General features: G+C 58.8%; 13 protein-coding genes. 7 read left to right on the top strand and 6 right to left on the bottom strand.

Annotated elements, in window-relative coordinates; translation table 11 throughout:
* Window position 1: 1 nt before the first annotated feature.
* Window positions 2-3,052, bottom strand: coding sequence for a DEAD/DEAH box helicase (locus UL81_RS04695; RefSeq protein ID WP_035105918.1), 3,051 nt, complete (start codon window positions 3,050-3,052; stop codon window positions 2-4).
* Between the two features lie 186 nt (window positions 3,053-3,238).
* Here UL81_RS04695 and putP point away from each other — a divergent pair, with 186 nt between their 5' ends.
* Genes putP through UL81_RS04680 form a run of 3 tightly spaced genes read left to right on the top strand, consistent with a single transcriptional unit; the run spans window position 3,239 to window position 5,871 of the window.
* Window positions 3,239-4,804 carry a sodium/proline symporter PutP gene (putP, locus tag UL81_RS04690; protein ID WP_035105681.1) on the top strand — a complete coding sequence of 522 codons (1,566 nt, stop codon included), beginning with the start codon at window positions 3,239-3,241 and terminating at the stop codon, window positions 4,802-4,804.
* 40 nt (window positions 4,805-4,844) lie between these two features.
* Window positions 4,845-5,408 (top strand): HNH endonuclease family protein, encoded by a 564-nt coding sequence (locus UL81_RS04685; RefSeq protein ID WP_035105683.1) that lies wholly within the window; start codon window positions 4,845-4,847, stop codon window positions 5,406-5,408.
* 19 nt (window positions 5,409-5,427) lie between these two features.
* On the top strand, window positions 5,428-5,871 hold the full coding sequence (locus UL81_RS04680; protein ID WP_035105920.1) for a hypothetical protein: 444 nt from the start codon (window positions 5,428-5,430) through the stop codon (window positions 5,869-5,871).
* A 561-nt stretch (window positions 5,872-6,432) separates the two neighbouring features.
* Here the strand turns inward: UL81_RS04680 and UL81_RS04675 are convergent.
* From UL81_RS04675 to UL81_RS04665, 3 genes are all read right to left on the bottom strand, one after another.
* Entirely contained in the window at window positions 6,433-8,397 is a 1,965-nt protein-coding gene (locus tag UL81_RS04675; RefSeq protein WP_035105685.1) for a DEAD/DEAH box helicase, read from the bottom strand.
* 92 nt (window positions 8,398-8,489) lie between these two features.
* Window positions 8,490-9,683, bottom strand: a complete 1,194-nt coding sequence (gene hutI, locus UL81_RS04670) for an imidazolonepropionase (protein ID WP_035105687.1) — start codon at window positions 9,681-9,683, stop codon at window positions 8,490-8,492.
* Between the two features lie 75 nt (window positions 9,684-9,758).
* On the bottom strand, window positions 9,759-11,435 hold the full coding sequence (locus UL81_RS04665; protein WP_046453324.1) for a urocanate hydratase: 1,677 nt from the start codon (window positions 11,433-11,435) through the stop codon (window positions 9,759-9,761).
* Between the two features lie 244 nt (window positions 11,436-11,679).
* Here UL81_RS04665 and UL81_RS04660 point away from each other — a divergent pair, with 244 nt between their 5' ends.
* The gene (locus tag UL81_RS04660) at window positions 11,680-12,510 is read left to right on the top strand and encodes an SGNH/GDSL hydrolase family protein (protein ID WP_236684515.1); all 831 of its coding nucleotides are present in this window, start codon (window positions 11,680-11,682) and stop codon (window positions 12,508-12,510) included.
* Here the strand turns inward: UL81_RS04660 and hutH are convergent.
* Both hutH and UL81_RS04650 read right to left on the bottom strand, forming a co-directional pair.
* Window positions 12,507-14,060: a histidine ammonia-lyase gene (hutH, locus tag UL81_RS04655; protein WP_046453323.1), complete on the bottom strand. Its 1,554-nt coding sequence runs from the start codon at window positions 14,058-14,060 to the stop codon at window positions 12,507-12,509. The two genes, UL81_RS04660 and hutH, sit on opposite strands and share 4 nt — an antisense overlap.
* A 9-nt stretch (window positions 14,061-14,069) precedes the next feature.
* Window positions 14,070-14,819, bottom strand: a complete 750-nt coding sequence (locus tag UL81_RS04650) for an IclR family transcriptional regulator (protein ID WP_046453322.1) — start codon at window positions 14,817-14,819, stop codon at window positions 14,070-14,072.
* A 292-nt stretch (window positions 14,820-15,111) separates the two neighbouring features.
* On the opposite strand from UL81_RS04650, the gene UL81_RS04645 reads away from it, so the two are divergent.
* From UL81_RS04645 to UL81_RS04635, 3 genes are read left to right on the top strand one after another with little or no spacing between them, the layout of a single operon-like run.
* Complete coding sequence (locus tag UL81_RS04645; protein ID WP_035105692.1) at window positions 15,112-16,278, top strand: acyl-CoA dehydrogenase family protein; 1,167 nt, start codon at window positions 15,112-15,114, stop codon at window positions 16,276-16,278.
* 50 nt (window positions 16,279-16,328) lie between these two features.
* The gene (locus UL81_RS04640; protein WP_035105694.1) at window positions 16,329-17,483 is read left to right on the top strand and encodes a CaiB/BaiF CoA transferase family protein; all 1,155 of its coding nucleotides are present in this window, start codon (window positions 16,329-16,331) and stop codon (window positions 17,481-17,483) included.
* 15 nt (window positions 17,484-17,498) lie between these two features.
* Entirely contained in the window at window positions 17,499-18,848 is a 1,350-nt protein-coding gene (locus UL81_RS04635) for a YjiH family protein (RefSeq protein ID WP_035105695.1), read from the top strand.
* Window positions 18,849-18,856: the final 8 nt, after the last annotated feature.

The raw sequence follows: 18,856 nt of genomic DNA, 5'->3' as shown, positions 1-18,856 counted from the left end.
CTTACTCCTTCCCGTCCCCGCTGTTGCGGTAACTCATCAAGCTGGTCAGCTGCTCCGAATTCAGCTCGGTCAGCCAGCCCTCGCCTTCACCGACGATGGCACCAGCCAGTTCCGTCTTACCATCCAAGATGTCCTGGATGGATTCTTCCAGCGTGCCAGCGGTAATCATCTTATAGACCTGCACGTTTCGACGCTGTCCGATGCGGAACGCACGGTCGGTAGCCTGATTTTCTACTGCCGGGTTCCACCAGCGGTCCATGTGCACCACGATGTTGGCAGCTGTCAGGTTCAGACCCGTACCGCCCGCCTTCAACGACAACAGCATCGCCGGCGGGCCATCCTCGGATTGGAAGTCTTCGACCATGCGGTCGCGCTTCGTCTTGGTCACGCCACCGTGCAGGAAAGGAATCTCCTCGCCCAGCTGCTGGGACAGATACGGCTGCAAGATATCGCCGAACGCACGGTACTGGGTAAAGATCAGCACGCGCTCGCCTGCTTCTAACGCGGTGTCGAGAATGCGCATGAGCTCTTCGACCTTGCCCGAGCGATGCTTGCCCTTAATCGTGACCGGGCTGCCATCGCCTTGGTAGTGCGCCGGGTGGTTACAGATTTGCTTAATACGCGTCAGCGACGCCAACACGAGTCCACGACGGGCCATGCCTTCTTTTTGCTCGAGTATCTTTTCTAAGTTGTCGACCAAGGCCTTATATAACGCCGCCTGCTCCGTGGTCATCGATACTGTAATAATCTGCTCGGATTTCTCCGGCAGATCGTCGATGATGTTCGGGTCTGTCTTCAAACGACGCAGAATAAACGGCGCGGTCAGCGTACGCAGGCGCTCCTGCATTTCCTCATTGCCTTCACGCTCGATGGCCTTGGCAAAGTGGTTGCGAAAAAACGACGCTGAACCCAACACGCCCGGATTACAAAAGTCTAGGATAGAGCGCATCTCCGACAGGCGATTTTCCACCGGCGTACCGGTCAGCGCTATACGATGCCGCGATGGCAGAGAGCGCACCGCCTTCGACGAACGCGTCGCTGAGTTCTTAATCGCCTGGGCCTCATCGAGTACCACGCGATCCCAATCCACTTTTCCTAGGTCTTGGAAATCACGGCCGACAGTGCCATAAGAAGTAATGACGACATCGGCTTTTTCTGCGGCTTCCCTTAGGCGCTTACCACGTAAGCGCCCCGTGCCATGCTGGACGATGACGTTAAAGTCCGGCACAAAGCGCTTCGCCTCGCGCGCCCAGTTACCAACAACCGAGGTCGGTGCCACCACCAGCGTCAATCCGCCTTCACCGCGCGACTTTTCAACCGCCAACAGGCTAAGCAGCTGCAGGGTTTTGCCTAAGCCCATGTCATCGGCAAGCACTGCTCCGATGTTGTTGCGCGACATCCAATACAGCCAATCGACGCCGCGGTGCTGGTACTCACGCAGCTCCGCGTGGACGGTATCGGGAATCTCCACTCGCTGCGGCGCGGGTGAATCCATGCCACCTAGCAAGGAAGCATGCCAGGTCGAGCCAGTAAATTCGATCGGTTCTTCTGCCAGCGACTGCAGTGCCAGCTCACGCAGTTCCTGCACGCTAACGACATCTTCGCCACCGGCGTTGTATTCCTCCACCAGCTTTTCGGCCTTGGCCTGCAGCTCTGGCCACTCTTCCCAACCCAGTTGCTTCGCGCGCTCAGCTTCGGACACAGCCTGCTCCATGGCTTTCTTCTTGCGCTTGCGGGCGGCATCGGAAAGCTGCTCCATGTACTCCGAAATCTTGGAAATGGCCGCAGTATCAGCCATGACCCACTCACCGCGCAGGCGAATCAGCCCAGACTTGGAATGCACGAGCTGCTGCATCTCTTCATCGGTCAGCTGCACATCGCCGATGGACATCCGCCAGTCATAGGCCACCAGCTTCTCCATGCCCAGGTGTGTCTTCGTCGCACCCTCAGCAGGGTCTTTGAGCTCACGCGTTTCGACCACGGCCTTGGTTTCCATGTTCGCCCAGGCCTTCGGCAGCAACACCGTATAACCGCGCTTGCGCAGCGCCGCGGCTTCCTGCCCAATGAAATTCAGCAGGTCATCGGTCTTTAAGAAGGCATCCCAGTCACCGCCGTCAGCATCACCATAATCTAAGGAACGCTGCAGCGACGGTGCGATGTCCAAGGCTTTGCGGCGGGCATCGCCAAGCTTTTCGATGCTCCCCCTATCCAACTGGTGCTCCTTGACCGGCTGTGGGGAATCCATACCCGAGCGGACCTGAACGCGGACCGGCCAGACTGACTCCATGGCGTCTTCCTCCTCATCGGGCTCTTCCACGATGAAGACCAGCTGCAAGTCGACAGAAGTAATGGAGTCTTTCCACTCGTTGAGCGCGCGAAGTAGTTGCGCGCGTCCCCTCTTAATAGGGGTGGTCTCCAGCAGCGCTTGGGAGAAAGGATGCCAGGGATAAGGCCGCGGGGCCTGGGCATATTCCCGTAGCTCCATAAAGGTAATCCAATGCGTAAGCTCATCGGCCAGATCATCGGACAACGAGCGGTTATTAACAGTCAGGATTCCTGGGGCCGCGGCAATCATTTCTGCCAGCCAGCCGCGCTCGCCTAACCCGGAGGCTAACTGCCACATCGGGTACCACTCGCCCGCCTGGTAGGCCAGGCGCATCGTCACGCGGCCGGCGCGCACGAAACGAGTAAGGCCTCTATATACACGGAGCAACCAATATAAATCGGGCGCAATCGCCGCTCGCTGTTCCTGTGTAGCAGCTGGGGACCTGCTGTCTAGAAATTCCAGCTGGCTCAGCGTTGTAATCGCCTCATCTGGGGCAAACATTGCCACCGGCGCCATCAAAGAGACGTCTTTACCCTTCGGGGTGCGCAAGGAAACTCGGGCTCGGTTGCGGAAAGACTTCTTGGCCAGAATTGTGTCCACTACCTCGGGGAATGTGCCATCGGGAACGTTGGCGGGCAACACAATCTTGTGGCCGTCAACCTGCTCGATCCACAAACTCAGACCGGATACGGGCAACCAGAGTCCGTGCAGAAGGTAAGAAGCCATAACCGCCAGCATAGCAGTACACAGCCAATCGTTATATTCTCGTTATAAAATGCCGTTTCCCCAGTAGAGTAGCTGGTTTCAGCTGTGTACACCCTGGGTTTTCACTGCTTCTAATTTGGGGGACCTTTATTTGGTCGTTACCGTTTACGTGTTCACTTTGAAGCAAATCACAATTAGGAGCATTTCATGGACACTACGACGTGGTACGTCATAGCCATGATCATCTACCTGGCGGCCATGGCGGCCATCGGGTTCTGGAGCTATAAGCAAACTGACCAATACGACGACTACGTTCTTGGCGGCCGTGGCCTGCACCCGTTCGTTGCCGCACTGTCGGCCGGCGCATCGGATATGTCCGGCTGGCTGCTGATGGGCCTTCCGGGCGCGCTGTTCCTCAGCGGCTTCTCCGAGATCTGGATGGCCGCAGGTCTGCTCGTCGGTTGCTGGTGCAACTGGAAGTGGGTCGCACCTCGTCTGCGCGCCTACTCTGAGGTTGCCGGCAACTCCATCACGATTCCGTCCTTCTTCGAGAATCGTCTGGGCGACAAGTCCCGCGCACTGCGCGTCATTGCTGCCGCCATCATCATCTTCTTCTTCACCTTCTACGTGTCCTCCGGCATGGTCTCCGGCGGCCGCTACTTCGAGTCTTCCTTCGGTGGCGACTACCTGACCGGCATGCTGATCATCGCCGCAGTGACCGTGTTCTACACCTTCGTTGGTGGCTTCCTGGCTGTGTCCTACACCGACGTGGTGCAGGGCCTGCTGATGTTCGTCTCCCTGCTAATTGTTCCAATCATGGCAATCATTGCCCTGGACAACCCGGGCGACATCTTCTCCTTCGCAGCTAACAACCCGTACGGCACCGACGGTGTCATCGACAACCCGGACTACTTCAACCTGGTTGCTGGTGTTTCTGCTGGTGTCATCATCGGTAACTTCGCATGGGGCCTCGGCTACTTCGGCCAGCCGCACATCATCATCCGCTTCATGGCGCTGCGTAAGCCTTCCGATGCAACCCAGGGCCGCCGCTACGGCATCACCTGGATGTTCCTGTCCATCCTGGGCGCAGTCTTCGTTGCCCTGTCCGGTACCGTGTTCTTCACCCAGGAGAACTACTCCATTACCGACCAGGAGTCCTTCGAGACCATCTTCCTGGATATGGCACAGGTCATGTTCCACCCACTGCCTGCCGGCCTGGTTCTGACCGCCGTTCTGGCAGCAATCATGTCCACCATGTCCTCCCAGCTGCTGGTGGTTTCCACCTCGCTCATCGAGGACCTGTTCATGATCTTCGCAAAGCGCAAGCCTTCCGAGCACGTGCTGATCAACCTGTCCCGTACCGCCATCGTTGCCGTCGCAGTTATCGCGGCCATCCTGGCAATCAACCCATCCGACTCCATTCTGGGTCTGGTTGGCTTCGCTTGGGCTGGCTTCGGTGCAGCCTTCGGCCCGCTGGTTCTGCTGGCTCTGTACTGGAAGCGCCTCAACGCTGCTGGTGCAATCGCCGGTATGGTCACCGGTGCAGTCGTCACCGTTGCATGGGGCATGTCCCCGCTGGCCGACGTTCTCTACGAGATCGTCCCAGGCTTCTTCCTGGCACTGCTGGTCACCATCGTTGTCTCCAAGGTCACCAAGGAGCCTTCCGCAGAAATCCAGTCCCAGTTCGACGAGGCAACCCGCCTAGCTACCCTGGCGGACAAGGAAGACGTCGACTTCGAGGAAGCCGGCCAGATGGCAAAGAAGGAAGCTTAACTCCGGGAACCTTTACCAAGGTTCTAGAGTCTAATAGGACATGAAGTCCTATTACCTGGCCACGCTCAGTGCACTCACCATTCTGGTGCTGTTGCACGAGGCGTGGCCATTTCCTCGTTTTGGGGTCTCGACAGTTGCCTCGCGCCCTGACGTTGCCGACTACGACCGCGATGCATTCACACACTGGGAACCTGCCGATGCCTGCACCACCCGCGAACTCGCCCTCTCCGCCCAAACGACTCTGTCTGGCTGCGACGTCGTCGCCGACGTCTACGACCCCTACTCTGACGAGATGCTCGCTGCGACTGAGTCCATCCACATCGACCACGTCTTTGCTCTCTCTGCCGCCTGGGACTTAGGCGCGCACTCCTGGTCCGACGAACGCCGCACCGAATTCGCTAACGACCCGCTCAATCTCATTGCGACGAGCGCTTCTTTAAACCAAGAAAAGTCGGATTCCTTGCCCTCGGAGTGGCTACCACCTAAGAACCGTTGCGGCTATGCCAAAAGACTTGCCGAAGTCGCCAAAAAATACGAATTACCGCTGCCACATTCAGACCTTCGGATGATGCGCAAGGAGTGTCGATTCGCTATACCAACGTAGTGTCGTTAAGATGGCCTCCATGACCCCATTTCTTATCTTTTTACACGTCATTTCAGCTATCTTGCTGCTTGGCCCGGTAACCGTGTCCGTTTCGACCTACCAGGCGCAGATGCTCAAGGCAGCGCAGGGTGATAAGAGCGCGCTGGGTGCTTCTCGTGTTCTGCACAAGATCACCAACTCCTACGGCTACATCTCCGCTCTGGTCCCGATCCTCGGTATTGGCGTCTTCCTGTCCGACCTGGACACCTACGCCTCCATGGGTCAGTTCCACGCCTCCATCCTGCTCGCCGTGATTGCATGGGTCATCCTGTTCGCAATCATCATCCCGCGTCAGAAGAAGGCACAGACTGCCCTCGAGAGCGGCGCACAGCATGACTTCAACGATTCGAAGAAGAAGCTGTCCATGTTCTCCGGCATCTTCTGCCTGCTGTGGCTCATCACCGCAATCCTGATGTTCATGTAAGACATCAACTTTTTCGAAGCGGCTCTTCGGAGCCGCTTTTTCTTTGCCCTTTTTCTTCCTATTCCTCTATATCTTCTTCCCCTGTTACCTCGCAGCGACAACCGGCAGCTGCGCCCCTCAACACCGCCCCACCGCCCCGCACCCTTCGCGCTCACCAGAAACCCAATTCAGCCGTTTTAAGCCATTCCCGTGACCGCGAAGGGTTCGCTTCTTCTCTGCCCCTTCCCCACGCGCCCTTCACGCTCACCAGAATCAGGTTTTCAGCCAAAAGCACAGTTTCGGTGAGCGCCAAAGGTTCCTTTCTATCCCGGCACTCCCAGCGCTCCCTTCGCGCTCACCGAAAGCGACCAAATAGCTGATTTTCCGATTTCCGTGAGCGCGAAGGGTTCGGCCGGAAAGGTTTGAGGTTAAGGGGCCCTTCGCGGTCACCGGGATGAGCGAAAACTCGGAAATGGCAGTTTCGGTGAGCGCGAAGGGAGCGGGGCAAGCAAGAAAGAGAAGAAAACAGAGAGAAGACCTCAGAGAACTGAACTCCTCTGAGGTCTTCTGTGCTTTTAGCGACTAGTCGCGCCAGCGGCGGTCTTTGCGGCCACGGCGGTCGCCGCGACGATCGTCACGACGGTCACGGCGGTCGCGGTAGCCACCGCGGTCGTTGCGGCGGTTGTCGCGTCCGCCATTGCGGCGCGGCGGCTTGCCGGTGTCCTTCTGGATGTTGATGAGCTGGCCCGAAATGCGGGTGTCCTTCAAGCGATCCAGGACGGCGCGGTCGAGGTTCTTTGGCAGGTCGACCAGAGTGTGGCCGACGGCGATGGTGATGCGACCGAAGTCCTTCGAAGTCAGGCCACCTTCGTTAGCCAGAGCACCGACGATGGCACCCGGGCGAACGTTTTGACGCTTGCCTACGTCGAGGCGGTAGGTCTCGAAATCGCCATCCGGGCGGCGCGGGCCCCGGTCACGACGGCGGTCGCCGCGGTCGCGGTCACGACGATCATCGCGCTGGAAGCGCTCACGGTCACGGCGGTCCTTCTTGGAGACAGGGCGTTCCTTCATGAGGAAGTCGCTACCCTGCTGCAGTTGAACAGCCAGTGCAGCGGCGATGTCGTCCATAGCGACGTTGTTAGTCTCAGAGTACTTGCGCACCAGACCGCGGAAGAGCTCCATCTGGGAATCGCCCAGGCTAGCCGTGATGGACTCAGCAAACTTTTCCTTGCGCTTGTCGTTGACCTCGTCGACGGTCGGCAAGTCCATTTCTTCGAGGCGTGCGTTGGTAACGCGCTCGATGGAACGGAGCATGCGACGCTCACGCGGGGTAACGAACAGAATCGCTTCGCCGGTACGACCTGCACGACCGGTACGGCCGATGCGGTGGACGTAGGACTCGGTGTCGTTCGGGATGTCGAAGTTCACCACGTGGGTGATGCGCTCGACGTCGAGGCCGCGAGCGGCAACGTCGGTAGCCACCAAGATGTCCAGGCGGCCATCCTTGAGCTGGTCGACGGTGCGCTCACGCTGCTGCTGGGCAATATCGCCGTTAATGGCAGCGGCGTTGAAGCCACGATCACGCAGGCCCTGCGCGACTTCTTCGGTCTCGTGCTTGGTACGGCAGAAGACGATGATGGCATCGTGAGTGATGACCTCGAGGATGCGGGTGAACGCATCCATCTTCTGGCGATGCGGAGTCAGCAGGTAGCGCTGCTTGATGTTGTCGTTGGTACGACGCTCCGACTTAACGGTGACCTCAGCTGGATCGTTCAGATACTGCTTGGACAGGCGACGAATACCGTTAGGCATCGTCGCGGAGAACAAAGCGACCTGCTTTTCATCCGGAGTATCGGCCAGGATGCGCTCGACGTCCTCTTGGAAGCCCATGTTCAGCATCTCGTCGGCCTCATCGAGGACCAGGTAGCGCAGCTGGGAGATATCCAGCGAGCCCTTTTCCAGGTGGTCGATGATACGACCCGGGGTGCCCACGATGACGTGAGCGCCACGACGCAGACCCGACAGCTGAATGCCGTAGGCCTGACCACCGTAAATCGGCAGCACCTCAATGCGGCCCAAGTGGTCAGCAAAAGACTGGAAGGAGTCAGCAACCTGCAGTGCGAGCTCGCGGGTTGGTGCGAGCACGAGCGCCTGCGGATGCTTGGCAGCAGTATCAATCTGCGCCAGGACAGGCAGTGCGAATGCAGCGGTCTTGCCGGTACCCGTTTGGGCCAGGCCGACCACGTCGCGACCTTCCATCAAAATGGGAATGGTTTGTTCTTGAATAGGGGAAGGCTGAGTGAATCCGACCTTTGCGACTGCTTCTTGCACGTCGTCTGGCAGGCCGAGATGGGCAAACCCCTGGGAATTGTCGTTGGCCGAATCTTGAGATTCAGCGCCGGTGTCCTCAGAAGTTGCCGCAGCCCCGGTGGCGTCATTGTTCGAAGCCTGTGCTTCGCCACCTTGCGAGTTTTCCTGAGATTCCGACTGATTGAAATTATCTTCCGGCTCGTTCACGCCGCCGGTGGCGTTATCGGTAATGCTCATTGCTCGCTCTACCCTACGCGAGAAAGAACAAAGACACCATTGGACAGGAAAATACCGTGCAAATGGTGTCTATAAACACAAAGCGCTAGTTTTTAACCGAAAACACGCTGGCCAGCCACATAAGTCTGGTAGGTCATCGGCATACCTGGGCGATAAGCCAGGTGAATTGCGCTCGGGGCATCCAATACGTGCAGGTCAGCAGCAGCGCCCGGAACCAAAGTACCCTTGGCGGGGCGGCCCTGTGGGTCCTTACCTTCGCCGACGTTGTGGCGTCGCAAAGCTTTCGCACCACCGGCAGTAGCTGCTTCGAGTGCCTCATCCAGCGAGAGGTGCTGCTGCAGCACGGCGGTGGTCACGCAGAAATTCATCGCCGAGGTATACGAGGTACCCGGGTTCAGGTTGGACGCAATCGCGACGGTCGCACCAGCATCCAGCAGGCGACGTCCCGGAGCGAGTGGCTCGCGCGTGGACAAATCGCAGGCCGGCAGCATGGTCGCGACGGTCTCCGATGCGGCAAGCTTTTCGACGTCCTCATCACTCAAGTAGTTCACATGGTCAACCGACGCCGCACCGAGTTCGACTGCCAGCGAGACACCTGGGCCTTCACCCAGCTGGTTGCCGTGTACGCGCACGCCCAGACCCTTATCGATACCAGCCTGCAGCACGCGACGGGACTGCTCCTCGTCAAAGGCACCGCGCTCGCAGAAGACGTCAATCCACTGCACATGCTTTGCGATGCCCTCCAGCATCGGCCCCACTACCTCTTCCAGGTACTCCTCCGCGTCGGCTCCTGGGGGAACCAGGTGGGCGCCGAGGAAGGTCACGTCATCAACGTGGCGGGCAGCGACCTTGGCGGCCTCGATTTCAGATTCGGTGTTCAGACCGTAGCCGGTCTTGGTTTCAAAGGTGGTGGTACCGCCAGCACGAGCTGCTGCGATGCGCTCCTGCAGGAGCTGCTCGAGTCGCTGCTCGCCTGCACTGCGGGTTGCTTCCATGGTCACCGCGATGCCGCCGGCCTGGTAGCTCTCGCCTGCCATGCGAGCCTCGAATTCGGCGGAACGGTCGCCGTCGAAAATCATGTGGGTATGCGAGTCGACCCAGCCTGGAAGCACAGTGCGGCCTTCGAGGTCGATGGTCTCGTCGATGTTGTAGTCATCGGGAAGCTCATCAGCTTGGCCTACCCAATCGATGATGCCGTCGGTGGTGATCAGGGCGGCATCGGAAAGCGTGCCTGCGTCAGATACGGTGCGCAGTTCAGCGATACCGGTAAAAAGTGTCGTGGTCATGTTCAACTCCTAAAACGCCCAAAGGGCTGCCAGGGTGTGTATGCCACAGATCCTGACAGCTTTGGGTTGATGGTGCTAGTCGCGAGCCTTGAATTCCATCGGGATGCGCACGCCGCGCTCGTCGGCGACTTCCTTGGCGCGGGTGTAGCCAGCATCGACGTGGCGGATAACACCCATGCCCGGGTCGTTGGTCAGCACGGCGCGCAGCTTCGCTTCGGCGAGCTCGGTGCCGTCAGCAACGGTGACCTGACCAGCGTGGATGGAACGGCCCATGCCGACGCCACCACCGTGGTGGATGGATACCCAGGTAGCACCGGAAGACACAGCGGTCATGGCGTTGAGCAGCGGCCAGTCAGCAACTGCGTCGGTGCCATCGAGCATGGCCTCGGTCTCGCGGTAAGGCGAGGCAACGGAACCGGAGTCGAGGTGGTCGCGGCCGATAACGATCGGGGCCTTGATCTTGCCCTCGCGGACCAGGTCGTTGAACAGCATGCCGGCCTTGTGGCGCTCGTTGTAGCCCAGCCAGCAAATACGTGCCGGCAGGCCCTCGAACTCGACGTACTCTTCAGCGGCATCGAGCCAGGTGTGCAGGTGCTCGTTGTCTGGGAAGAGCTCCTTGAGTGCCTGGTCGGTGACCTTGATGTCTTCCGGGTCGCCAGACAGTGCGGCCCAACGGAATGGGCCGAGGCCCTCGCAGAACAGCGGGCGGATGTAGGCCGGAACGAAGCCCGGGAACTCGAATGCGCGCTGGTAGCCCGCGTGGCGGGCCTCGTCGCGGATAGAGTTGCCGTAGTCGAAGACCTCAGCGCCTTCGTCCTGGAACTCGACCATGGCCTGGACCTGTGCGGCCATGGAATCGCGGGCCTTCTTGGTAAAGGTGGTCGGGTCGGCCTTGGCCTCGTTGTGCCAGTCTTCGACGGAAATCTCGGTCGGCAGGTAGCTCAGCGGGTCGTGTGCGGAGGTCTGGTCGGTAACCACGTCAACGGTCAGTTCGCCGGCGCGCTGGCGACGCAGGATCTCCGGGAATACCTCAGCGGCGTTGCCCACCAGGCCGACAGACAGCGGCTCGCGCTTTTCCTTAGCCTCGAGTACCTTGCGCAGGGCCTCGTCCAGGTCGGTTTCGACCTCATCGAGGTAACGCTTGGACTGACGACGCTTCAGACGGTTCTCATCAACATCAACGATGAGCACGGCACCACCGTTGAGGGTGACAGACAGTGGCTGTGCACCACCCATGCCGCCGCAACCGCCGGTCAGGGTCAAAGTACCGGCGAGGGTGCCGTTGAAACGCTTCTTTGCCACTGCGGCGAAGGTCTCGTAGGTGCCCTGAAGGATGCCCTGGGTAGCGATGTAAATCCAGGAACCAGCAGTCATCTGGCCGTACATCATCAGGCCTTCGGCCTCGAGCTCACGGAAGTGCTCCCAGTTTGCCCAGTCGCCGACCAGGTTGGAGTTTGCGATGATAACGCGCGGTGCCCACTCGTTGGTCTTCCAGATACCGACCGGCTTACCGGACTGAACCAGCAGGGTCTCATCGGCTTCGAGGTCCTTGAGGGACTCAACAATGGCGTCGAAAGCTTCCCAGCTACGTGCTGCCTTGCCGGTGCCGCCGTAAACCACGAGGTCTTCAGGACGCTCGGCAACCTCTGGGTCGAGGTTGTTCATCAGCATGCGCAGCGGGGCTTCGGTCTGCCAGGACTTGGCGTTGAGATCGGTGCCGCGCGGCGACCGAATTTCGCGAGAGGTCGTCATATCCGTTCCTTTCATTAAGGCCACCGGTAGTTTGCAAAGCAGCGGGGTTCAGGGCCGGTAAACCGGGGCTGTCCCCACACTTCCCGCTGCTGGGTGCAATCCGACTGGTGTGCCGTGGATTATTCCCACTCATGAAGGTAGGAAACGTCACAATGGACCGGTAGGCATTTTTGACCCCGAGTGTCTCAGATTCAAGACTCCCCAGGTAGGAACCCTTAAAGATAACGGGCGTAAGATAGCCGCTATGCGTCGAATCGCTTTTCTTGCACCCCTGATGGCTCTTTCTGCCTGCTCACCTATTCCCGAGTCCGCTCCCCCGAGCGAAACCGTCGAGCCGCAGCACATCGCCGAATACGTCGCGTTGGGTGATTCCTATGCCGCCATGGGTTCGACCACACTGCCGCTGCAACCGGCTGATAACTGCGCCAAGGCCGAAGATTCCTACCCGGAATTGCTCAATTCGGAAGAAGACTTCGACATCTTCCGCAACGCCACCTGCCAGGGCGCGACCACCATGGATGTCCTCGCTGGCAGTGGCCGTCCCCCACAAGTCGATGCCGTCGGTGAAGGCACGCAACTTATCACGTTGTCTATCGGCGGCAACGACACTAGCTTTGGCATGCTCACCCGCTGTTTCAGCCAGCCCGACCCCAACCAGTCCTGCGAGCAAGCACGCTCCGGACAGGCAGAATTAGAGCTCCAAGGACTCCCCGAACGCCTGGATAAAGTCTATGCCGAACTCCAGCAGCGCGCCCCCGATGCACGCATCATCGCCACTGGTTACCTGCCTTTAATCGTCGAGGGAGAAACCTGCGCCGAAGTTGAGCACGTCACCGCCAGCGACCGCGATTGGTTGGCTGGCATCATCACCCGCATCAACGACGAAGTCCGCGAGGCAGCTGAGCGCCACGACGCAGAATTCGTCCTGCCTGACGATGCCGCCAGCCACACCGGCTGCAGTCCCGAGCCTTGGGCAGATTTCACCGGTCAGGACACCGACTCCTTCCCGATGCATCCCACCCACGCGGGCCAGGTGGCGATGACTGAAGCCATCGTCAAGCAATTGCGCAGCTAGCGCAGCTTTCCGACGACTTCTTCCACCGCATCTACCAGCGCACCCGACTGGGCCAGTTCCACAGTCTTTTCAATCTCTGGCGACAAGAAACGGTCGGTGCCAGGACCTTCGACATGCTCGCGCAGCTTCGCGATGACCGCACCAGTCCCCTTGCCCGGCACGCCCTCACGCATATCGACTGCACGAGCGGCGGTAAGAACCTCAATGGCCAACACGCGTTGGAGACCATCGACGGACTTGCGCAGCTGACGTGCCGCGGACCAGCCCATGGAAACATGGTCTTCTTGCATCGCCGAGGACGGAATCGAATCCACCGACGCTGGGCTGGCCAGGCGCTTGAGCTCCGACACAATGCCTGCCTGGGAGTACTGGGCGATCATGTGGCCAGAGTCGACGCCCGGGTCATTGGCAAGAAATGCGTTCAGACCACGGTTGCGCGCAACATCAAGGAAGCGATCGGTGCGGCGCTCAGAAATGGAGGCCAAGTCCGCGGTGACAATCTTGAGGAAGTCCAGTGCGTAGGCCACCGGTGCGCCATGGAAGTTGCCGTTGGACACGACCCGGCCGTCGAGTGCTACGACCGGGTTATCGATTGCGGAGGCCAACTCGCGCTCTGCGACCTGCGTGGCATGCTGCAGCGTATCGCGGAAACCACCTGCGACCTGCGGCGCACAGCGTACCGAGTAGGCGTCCTGAACCTGCTTTTGCTTGAACTCCTCTGCTGCCACGGCCAAGATTTCCGAGTCCGCCGCCACGGTGCGGATATTCGCTGCCGCATCCGCTTGACCCGGGTGCGGGCGCAGCTGCTGCAGGTCATAGGCAAACACGGTGAGTGTGCCCTTCAGGCCTTCGACGGTGAGGGCGGTGGCGACATCGACAAGCTTTGCTGCTTCGCGCAGGTCCGCAATGGCCAAGCAGAGCTGCCCCAGCATGCCATCAGTGCCGTTAATAAGCGCCAGGCCTTCCTTTTCGCGCAACTGCAACGGCTGAATTCCGGCTGCTGCCAGCGCCGCTGCCGCCGGGACCTTCTCCCCGTCAGCGTTACGGACCTCTCCTTCACCCAGCAGCGCCAGCGCACAGTGCGCCAGCGGCGCCAAGTCACCCGAACAGCCCAGCGAACCGTACTCGTGGACTACCGGATGAATCTTCGCGTTAAGCGTATCCGCATAGGTCTGCGCCACCACCGGGCGAACACCGGTACGCCCCGTGCACAGCGTGGACAAGCGCAACAACATCAGCGCGCGGACGACCTCGGTCTCCACTTCAGGACCAGTACCAGCTGCATGCGAGCGCACCAGCGACAACTGCAACTGCGCACGCTTATCTTCTGGAATATGGCGACGAGCCAAAGCACCAAAGCCGGTGGAAATGCCATAGACCGGCGTCGGATCTTGGGCGAGTTCCTCAATATGCGAACGAGTTGCAGCAACCTCCTCCAAAGCCGAAGGATCAATCTCCACCTTCGCACCGAAGCGCGCTACCGCAACAACCTCGTCCACACTCAACGCACCCACACCAACGGTGACCAGGTCCGGATACTGAACTGCCATGGGTTCTCCTTAGTTCGATCGGTACATCTTGACCGAAATCGTTTCGGCCAGACGTGTAATTTCTTGCAATACCTGCTCTACGGCGGCCTTCGATAGTGAGACCGGATGGGTCACGGCCAGCGCAGCAGCCGGTCGATCGAGGTGATCGAGTACCGGAACTGCCACAGTTGCTTGGCCGCGCGCGATTTCTTCGCTTTCTAATTCCCAACCGCGAGCACGAACTTCGGCTAGACGGAGTTTGAGTTTGCGATATTCGCCTACTTCACCAGACGTCGAATATGCAGCACGGGCTTCGTGTTCTGGAAGGTGCGCCAGCATGACGCGACCAGAAGCTGTGCGGTGTGCCTGCAAACGCACGCCCTTATCGGTCACCAATGATGGTGCACCCGGGGCGCGAACTTCCTGCAAGTACACAACTTCAGAGCCGGCGAGTCGGGACAAGTGACCGGAACCTCCGACCGAGGTTGCGGCTTTTTCCAGTGGACGTGTTGCCAAACGCACCAGTGGTTGCTGCGAGGAATAAGCAGCAGCCATGTCATAGGCAGCGAATCCTAGGCCATAGGTGCGATGTTCTGGCAAGTGCATGACAAATCCAGCCTCGACCATCTCGTTGAGCAAGTGATAGGTCGTCGAACGAGGTAGGTCGAGTTCAGCACGAATACGGCTCGCCGAAATCGGCGTTTCGATGTTCGATAAAAGCTGCAAAATCGCTAGGACGTTGCGTGCAGCTGGGACTTGCGATCTGGACACACTCGACATCCTAAAGCCTGAATTTCTCCAAAGGGCGATGTTTCCATAAAGACTTTTGCTTAAGAACAGCTTAAGCAAGGTCAGTATTGGTTATTTGGGGCGACTACCTGGCACTTTTATGCCGCCATCATTCATTCCACTCACCCTAATGAGTCTGGTATTTCAGACAGATCCGCCGAAAAAGTGAGTGATAAGTTACAAGCTCAAACTTAATGTGATGTCAACAACTCGCATAAGCGATGTTGGTCACAACCGAATCCGCTGCACTTTCCATGCAGCTCAACCCAGTTAAGGAGACATCATGGCAGGACGTTACCCCGAGGGAGACTTCTACGGATTCGAAAAGGACCTGAGTTCTGAAGAGCTCGACATCTTGCTCAAGGTCCGACGTTGGACCCACGAGAAGGTTCGCCCGGTAGCTACCGATTACTGGAACCGCTCCGAGTTCCCCTTCGAGTTGCTCGATTCCATTCGTGAGCTCGATATCATCAGCTTGGTCCGCCACCAGGGGCGCTCTCACCTTCTCGCAGGCCTGGTTACTGCTGAGATTCACCGTGCTGACGCTTCCGTCGGCACGTTTTTCAGTGGTCAGGATGGCCTGTTCACCGGCAGCATCGAGCTGCTTGCCTCCGAAGAACAAAAGGAACGCTGGCTGCCGGATATCTACGCAGTCAACAAGACCGGCGTCTTCGCTATTACTGAGCCAGACGCGGGCTCTGACGTTGCACAGGACATGTCCACCACTGCCAAGCGCGTTGACGGCGGCTGGGTACTGAACGGTGCAAAGCGTTGGATCGGTAACGCTACCTGGTCCGATTACGTCATCGTCTGGGCACGCGACGAAGAGGACAACCACGTCAAGGGCTTCCTCGTCGACACCAGCTGGGAAGGCTACAGCGCCACCCTGATGGAAAACCGTATTGCCCTACGCGCTGTGCAGAACGCCGATATTCACCTCAAGGACGTCTTTGTCCCAGAGGACTACAAGCTGGCACACGCCAACACCTTCAAGGACACCAACAAGGTGCTGAAGTCTGCACGTTCCACCGTGGGCTGGCAGGCAGTTGGCCTGCAGATGGGTGTTCTGGACACCGCACTGCAGTACACCGATGAGCGTTTGCAGTTCGGTAAGAAGCTCTCCAGCTTCCAGATCAACCAGTCCAAGCTGTCCACCATCCTCGGCAACCTGGTTGCTTCCGAGTCCATGATGGCCGCACTTGCCCGCCTCGAGGCACGCGGTGAAACCCACGGTGAGCACTCCGCTCTCGCTAAGGCTCACGTATCCCGCATGATGCGTGAATCCGCAGCCCTGGGTCGCGAACTGCTCGGCGGCAACGGCATCATCGCTGACTACACCGCCGCAAAGCACTTCTGCGATGCCGAGGCCATCTACTCCTACGAGGGCACCTACGACATCAACCAACTGGTGGCAGCACGTTCTATCACCGGTGAATCCGCTTTCGTCTAAAGCTTCTCTCGACTTCGTTGGATGAGCTTTTCATCCAGAAAGGAACCACAATGACCGAGTCCTCTAAGCAAGGTTCTCTCGCCGGTATCCGCGTTCTCGATATGTCCCGCGTGCTGGCAGGTCCGTTCTGCTCCATGATTCTCGCTGACCTCGGCGCTGAGGTCATCAAGATTGAGACTCCATGGGGTGACGATTCCCGTACTTTCGGCCCGGACTACAACGGCGATTCTGCGTACTACCGCCTGTTTAACCGCTCTAAGAAGGGCATCACGCTCAACCTCAAGGAAGAAGCCGACGTCGAAGTGCTGAAGTCTTTGGCCCAGCGCGCCGACGTCATCGTCGAAAACTTCCGCCCCGGCGTGATGGAAAAGCTGGGTATCTCCCCGGATACGCTGCGTGAGCTCAACCCTGAGCTCATCGTCACCAGCATTAGCGGTTTTGGTCAAACCGGTTCCATGAGCAAGGCCCCTGCCTACGACCTCGTTGCCCAGGCCATGTCCGGCATCATGTCCGTAACGGGCTGGCCGGGCGGTCGCCCAACCCGCGTGGGTGTTAGCCTCGGTGACCTCGTGCCTGGTCTCTACGGAGCTATCGGCACGTTGGCCGCGCTGCAAGAACGCAACCGTACCAATGTCGGTCAGCACGTTGACCTCGCAATGTATGACTCCCTGGTGTCCATCCTGGAATCTGTCGCCATGCGTGAGCTCTACGAAGAGGAAACTCCTACCGCTGTCGGCAGCGACCACGCCATGACCGTGCCTTTCAGCACCTACAAGGTCAGCGACGGTGAAGTTGTCATCGCAGTGCTCAACGAGAAGCTCTTTGCCTGCATGGCTCAGGCACTCAACCTCGAGTACATGCTTGACGATGAGCGTTACAACACCAACGAAGCACGCCGTGCTCGCCGTGAGGAAGTCCGCGGCATCATAGAAGCCGCTCTGAGCGACTACACCGTCGAATCTGCTCTCAAACTTTTCCAAGAACATGGTGTCCCGACTGCCCCAGTGCATGACCTTAAGGAAGCACTGCATGGTGACGTCGGCACGGAACGTGAGGTCCTGTTCACCGAATCCGACGGGTTCCAGACTTTGCGCTCCCCTCTCCGGCTGACCGGATCGGTTGATCCGCAGCCGGCGCCCCAACTCGGCGAGCACAACTCGCTGATTAGCGACTGGCTCGAGGAGCCAGCTCGCAACCAGACCTAAAGAATTGGAGATGCCATGACCGGCTCCACATCCCCTACGCAAGCACCACAGCAACGGCAGAGTTCCTCCGCCCCGCATCCCTGGCGCTTCTTCGTCTACAGCGGTATCGGCATCTTTGCCTTCTTCGTCCCCATCCCCATCGCCGGTGAAACCACCATTCTGCTTGACCACCTGGTCGGGTGGATCACCGCGCTGTTGGGCGACAACGCCAAGTACGTTGTCTTTGCCATCATCATCGCAGGCGCCATCGCGCCTTTCTATACAGGTAGATGGAAATCATCTGCTGCCCGCATGGTGTTCGCTTTCTTAAACATCTTCGCCGTCTTACTGGCAGCCATGCTCATCTTCGGTTTCGGCCCGGAATTCATCTTCGATGAAGACCTCGGACCGTTCCTGATGAACTCGCTCGTTATCCCCGTTGGCCTGCTGATTCCAACCGGCGCTATCTTCCTAGCCCTCCTGGTTGGTTTCGGCCTCATGGAATACATCGGCGTCTGGGTTCAGCCCGTCATGCGCCCGCTGTATAAGACTCCAGGTCGCTCCGCGATCGATGCCGTCGCATCTTTCGTTGGTAGCTACTCTCTAGGCTTGCTCGTGACCAACCGCGTGTACAAAGCAGGCGGCTATACCGGCAAAGAAGCTGCGATTATCGCCGCAGGCCTCTCTACTGCATCAGCCACCTTCATGGTGGTTATCGCTCGTACCTTGGACCTGATGAGTGTCTGGGGCCTCTACTTCGGTGCCACCCTCATCGTGGCCTTCCTGGTCACCGTGGTCATGGTCCGACTGCCACCAATCTCTCGCATTCCGGACGATTACCACCCTGATGCAGAGCCAAATCCGGAAAAGAAGGTCACTGGCGCCCGCGCTCACCAAGCGTGGGAAGAAGCAAAGGCTGTTCTGCGCGTAACCCCAAACATCTGGAAGGTTATCTGGCATAACTTCCGCGACGGTCTGCTGATGACCATGCAGGTGCTCCCAGGCATCCTCTCCGTTGGTTTCATCGGCCTGACCATTGCGTTCTACACGCCGATTTTCACCTGGTTCGGTTACCTCTTCTACCCAGTCGTTTGGATTATCGGTATCGATGACCCAGGTTTGGCATCTGAGGCTCTCGCCATCGGCTTGTCCGAACTGTTCTTGCCAGCAACCCTGGTTGCAGGTGCAGAATCCGATGTGCTGCGCATCCTGATCGCTATCGTGTCGGTGTCCCAGGTGTTCTTCTTCTCCTCGATGGTGCCTTCTGTCTTGGCTACAGAAATTCCTCTGGACATTAAGACCATGGTGATTATTTGGTTCGAGCGCGTAATTCTGTCCACCCTTATCGCAGCACCGTTCGCGTACGGTATCGCGGCATTGATGTAGAAAGTACA

The sequence above is a fragment of the Corynebacterium camporealensis genome (genome assembly GCF_000980815.1).
Lineage (GTDB): Bacteria > Actinomycetota > Actinomycetes > Mycobacteriales > Mycobacteriaceae > Corynebacterium > Corynebacterium camporealense.
The sequence above is the reverse complement of the archived record's forward strand: the minus strand, read 5'-3'. Positions and strand labels throughout refer to the sequence as shown.

Bases quoted from the DNA above. Each gene is read 5' to 3' on its own strand.
- UL81_RS04640 (WP_035105694.1), top strand. From the start codon at position 16,329: ATGACCGAGTCCTCTAAGCAAGGTTCTCTCGCCGGTATCCGCGTTCTC.
- UL81_RS04685 (WP_035105683.1), top strand. From the start codon at position 4,845: ATGAAGTCCTATTACCTGGCCACGCTCAGTGCACTCACCATTCTGGTG.
- UL81_RS04635 (WP_035105695.1), top strand. From the start codon at position 17,499: ATGACCGGCTCCACATCCCCTACGCAAGCACCACAGCAACGGCAGAGT.
- UL81_RS04665 (WP_046453324.1), bottom strand. From the start codon at position 11,435: ATGACGACCTCTCGCGAAATTCGGTCGCCGCGCGGCACCGATCTCAAC.
- putP (WP_035105681.1), top strand. From the start codon at position 3,239: ATGGACACTACGACGTGGTACGTCATAGCCATGATCATCTACCTGGCG.
- UL81_RS04660 (WP_236684515.1), top strand. From the start codon at position 11,680: ATGCGTCGAATCGCTTTTCTTGCACCCCTGATGGCTCTTTCTGCCTGC.
- UL81_RS04680 (WP_035105920.1), top strand. From the start codon at position 5,428: ATGACCCCATTTCTTATCTTTTTACACGTCATTTCAGCTATCTTGCTG.
- UL81_RS04675 (WP_035105685.1), bottom strand. From the start codon at position 8,397: ATGAGCATTACCGATAACGCCACCGGCGGCGTGAACGAGCCGGAAGAT.
- hutI (WP_035105687.1), bottom strand. From the start codon at position 9,683: ATGACCACGACACTTTTTACCGGTATCGCTGAACTGCGCACCGTATCT.
- UL81_RS04645 (WP_035105692.1), top strand. From the start codon at position 15,112: ATGGCAGGACGTTACCCCGAGGGAGACTTCTACGGATTCGAAAAGGAC.
- UL81_RS04650 (WP_046453322.1), bottom strand. From the start codon at position 14,819: ATGTCGAGTGTGTCCAGATCGCAAGTCCCAGCTGCACGCAACGTCCTA.
- hutH (WP_046453323.1), bottom strand. From the start codon at position 14,060: ATGGCAGTTCAGTATCCGGACCTGGTCACCGTTGGTGTGGGTGCGTTG.
- UL81_RS04695 (WP_035105918.1), bottom strand. From the start codon at position 3,052: ATGGCTTCTTACCTTCTGCACGGACTCTGGTTGCCCGTATCCGGTCTG.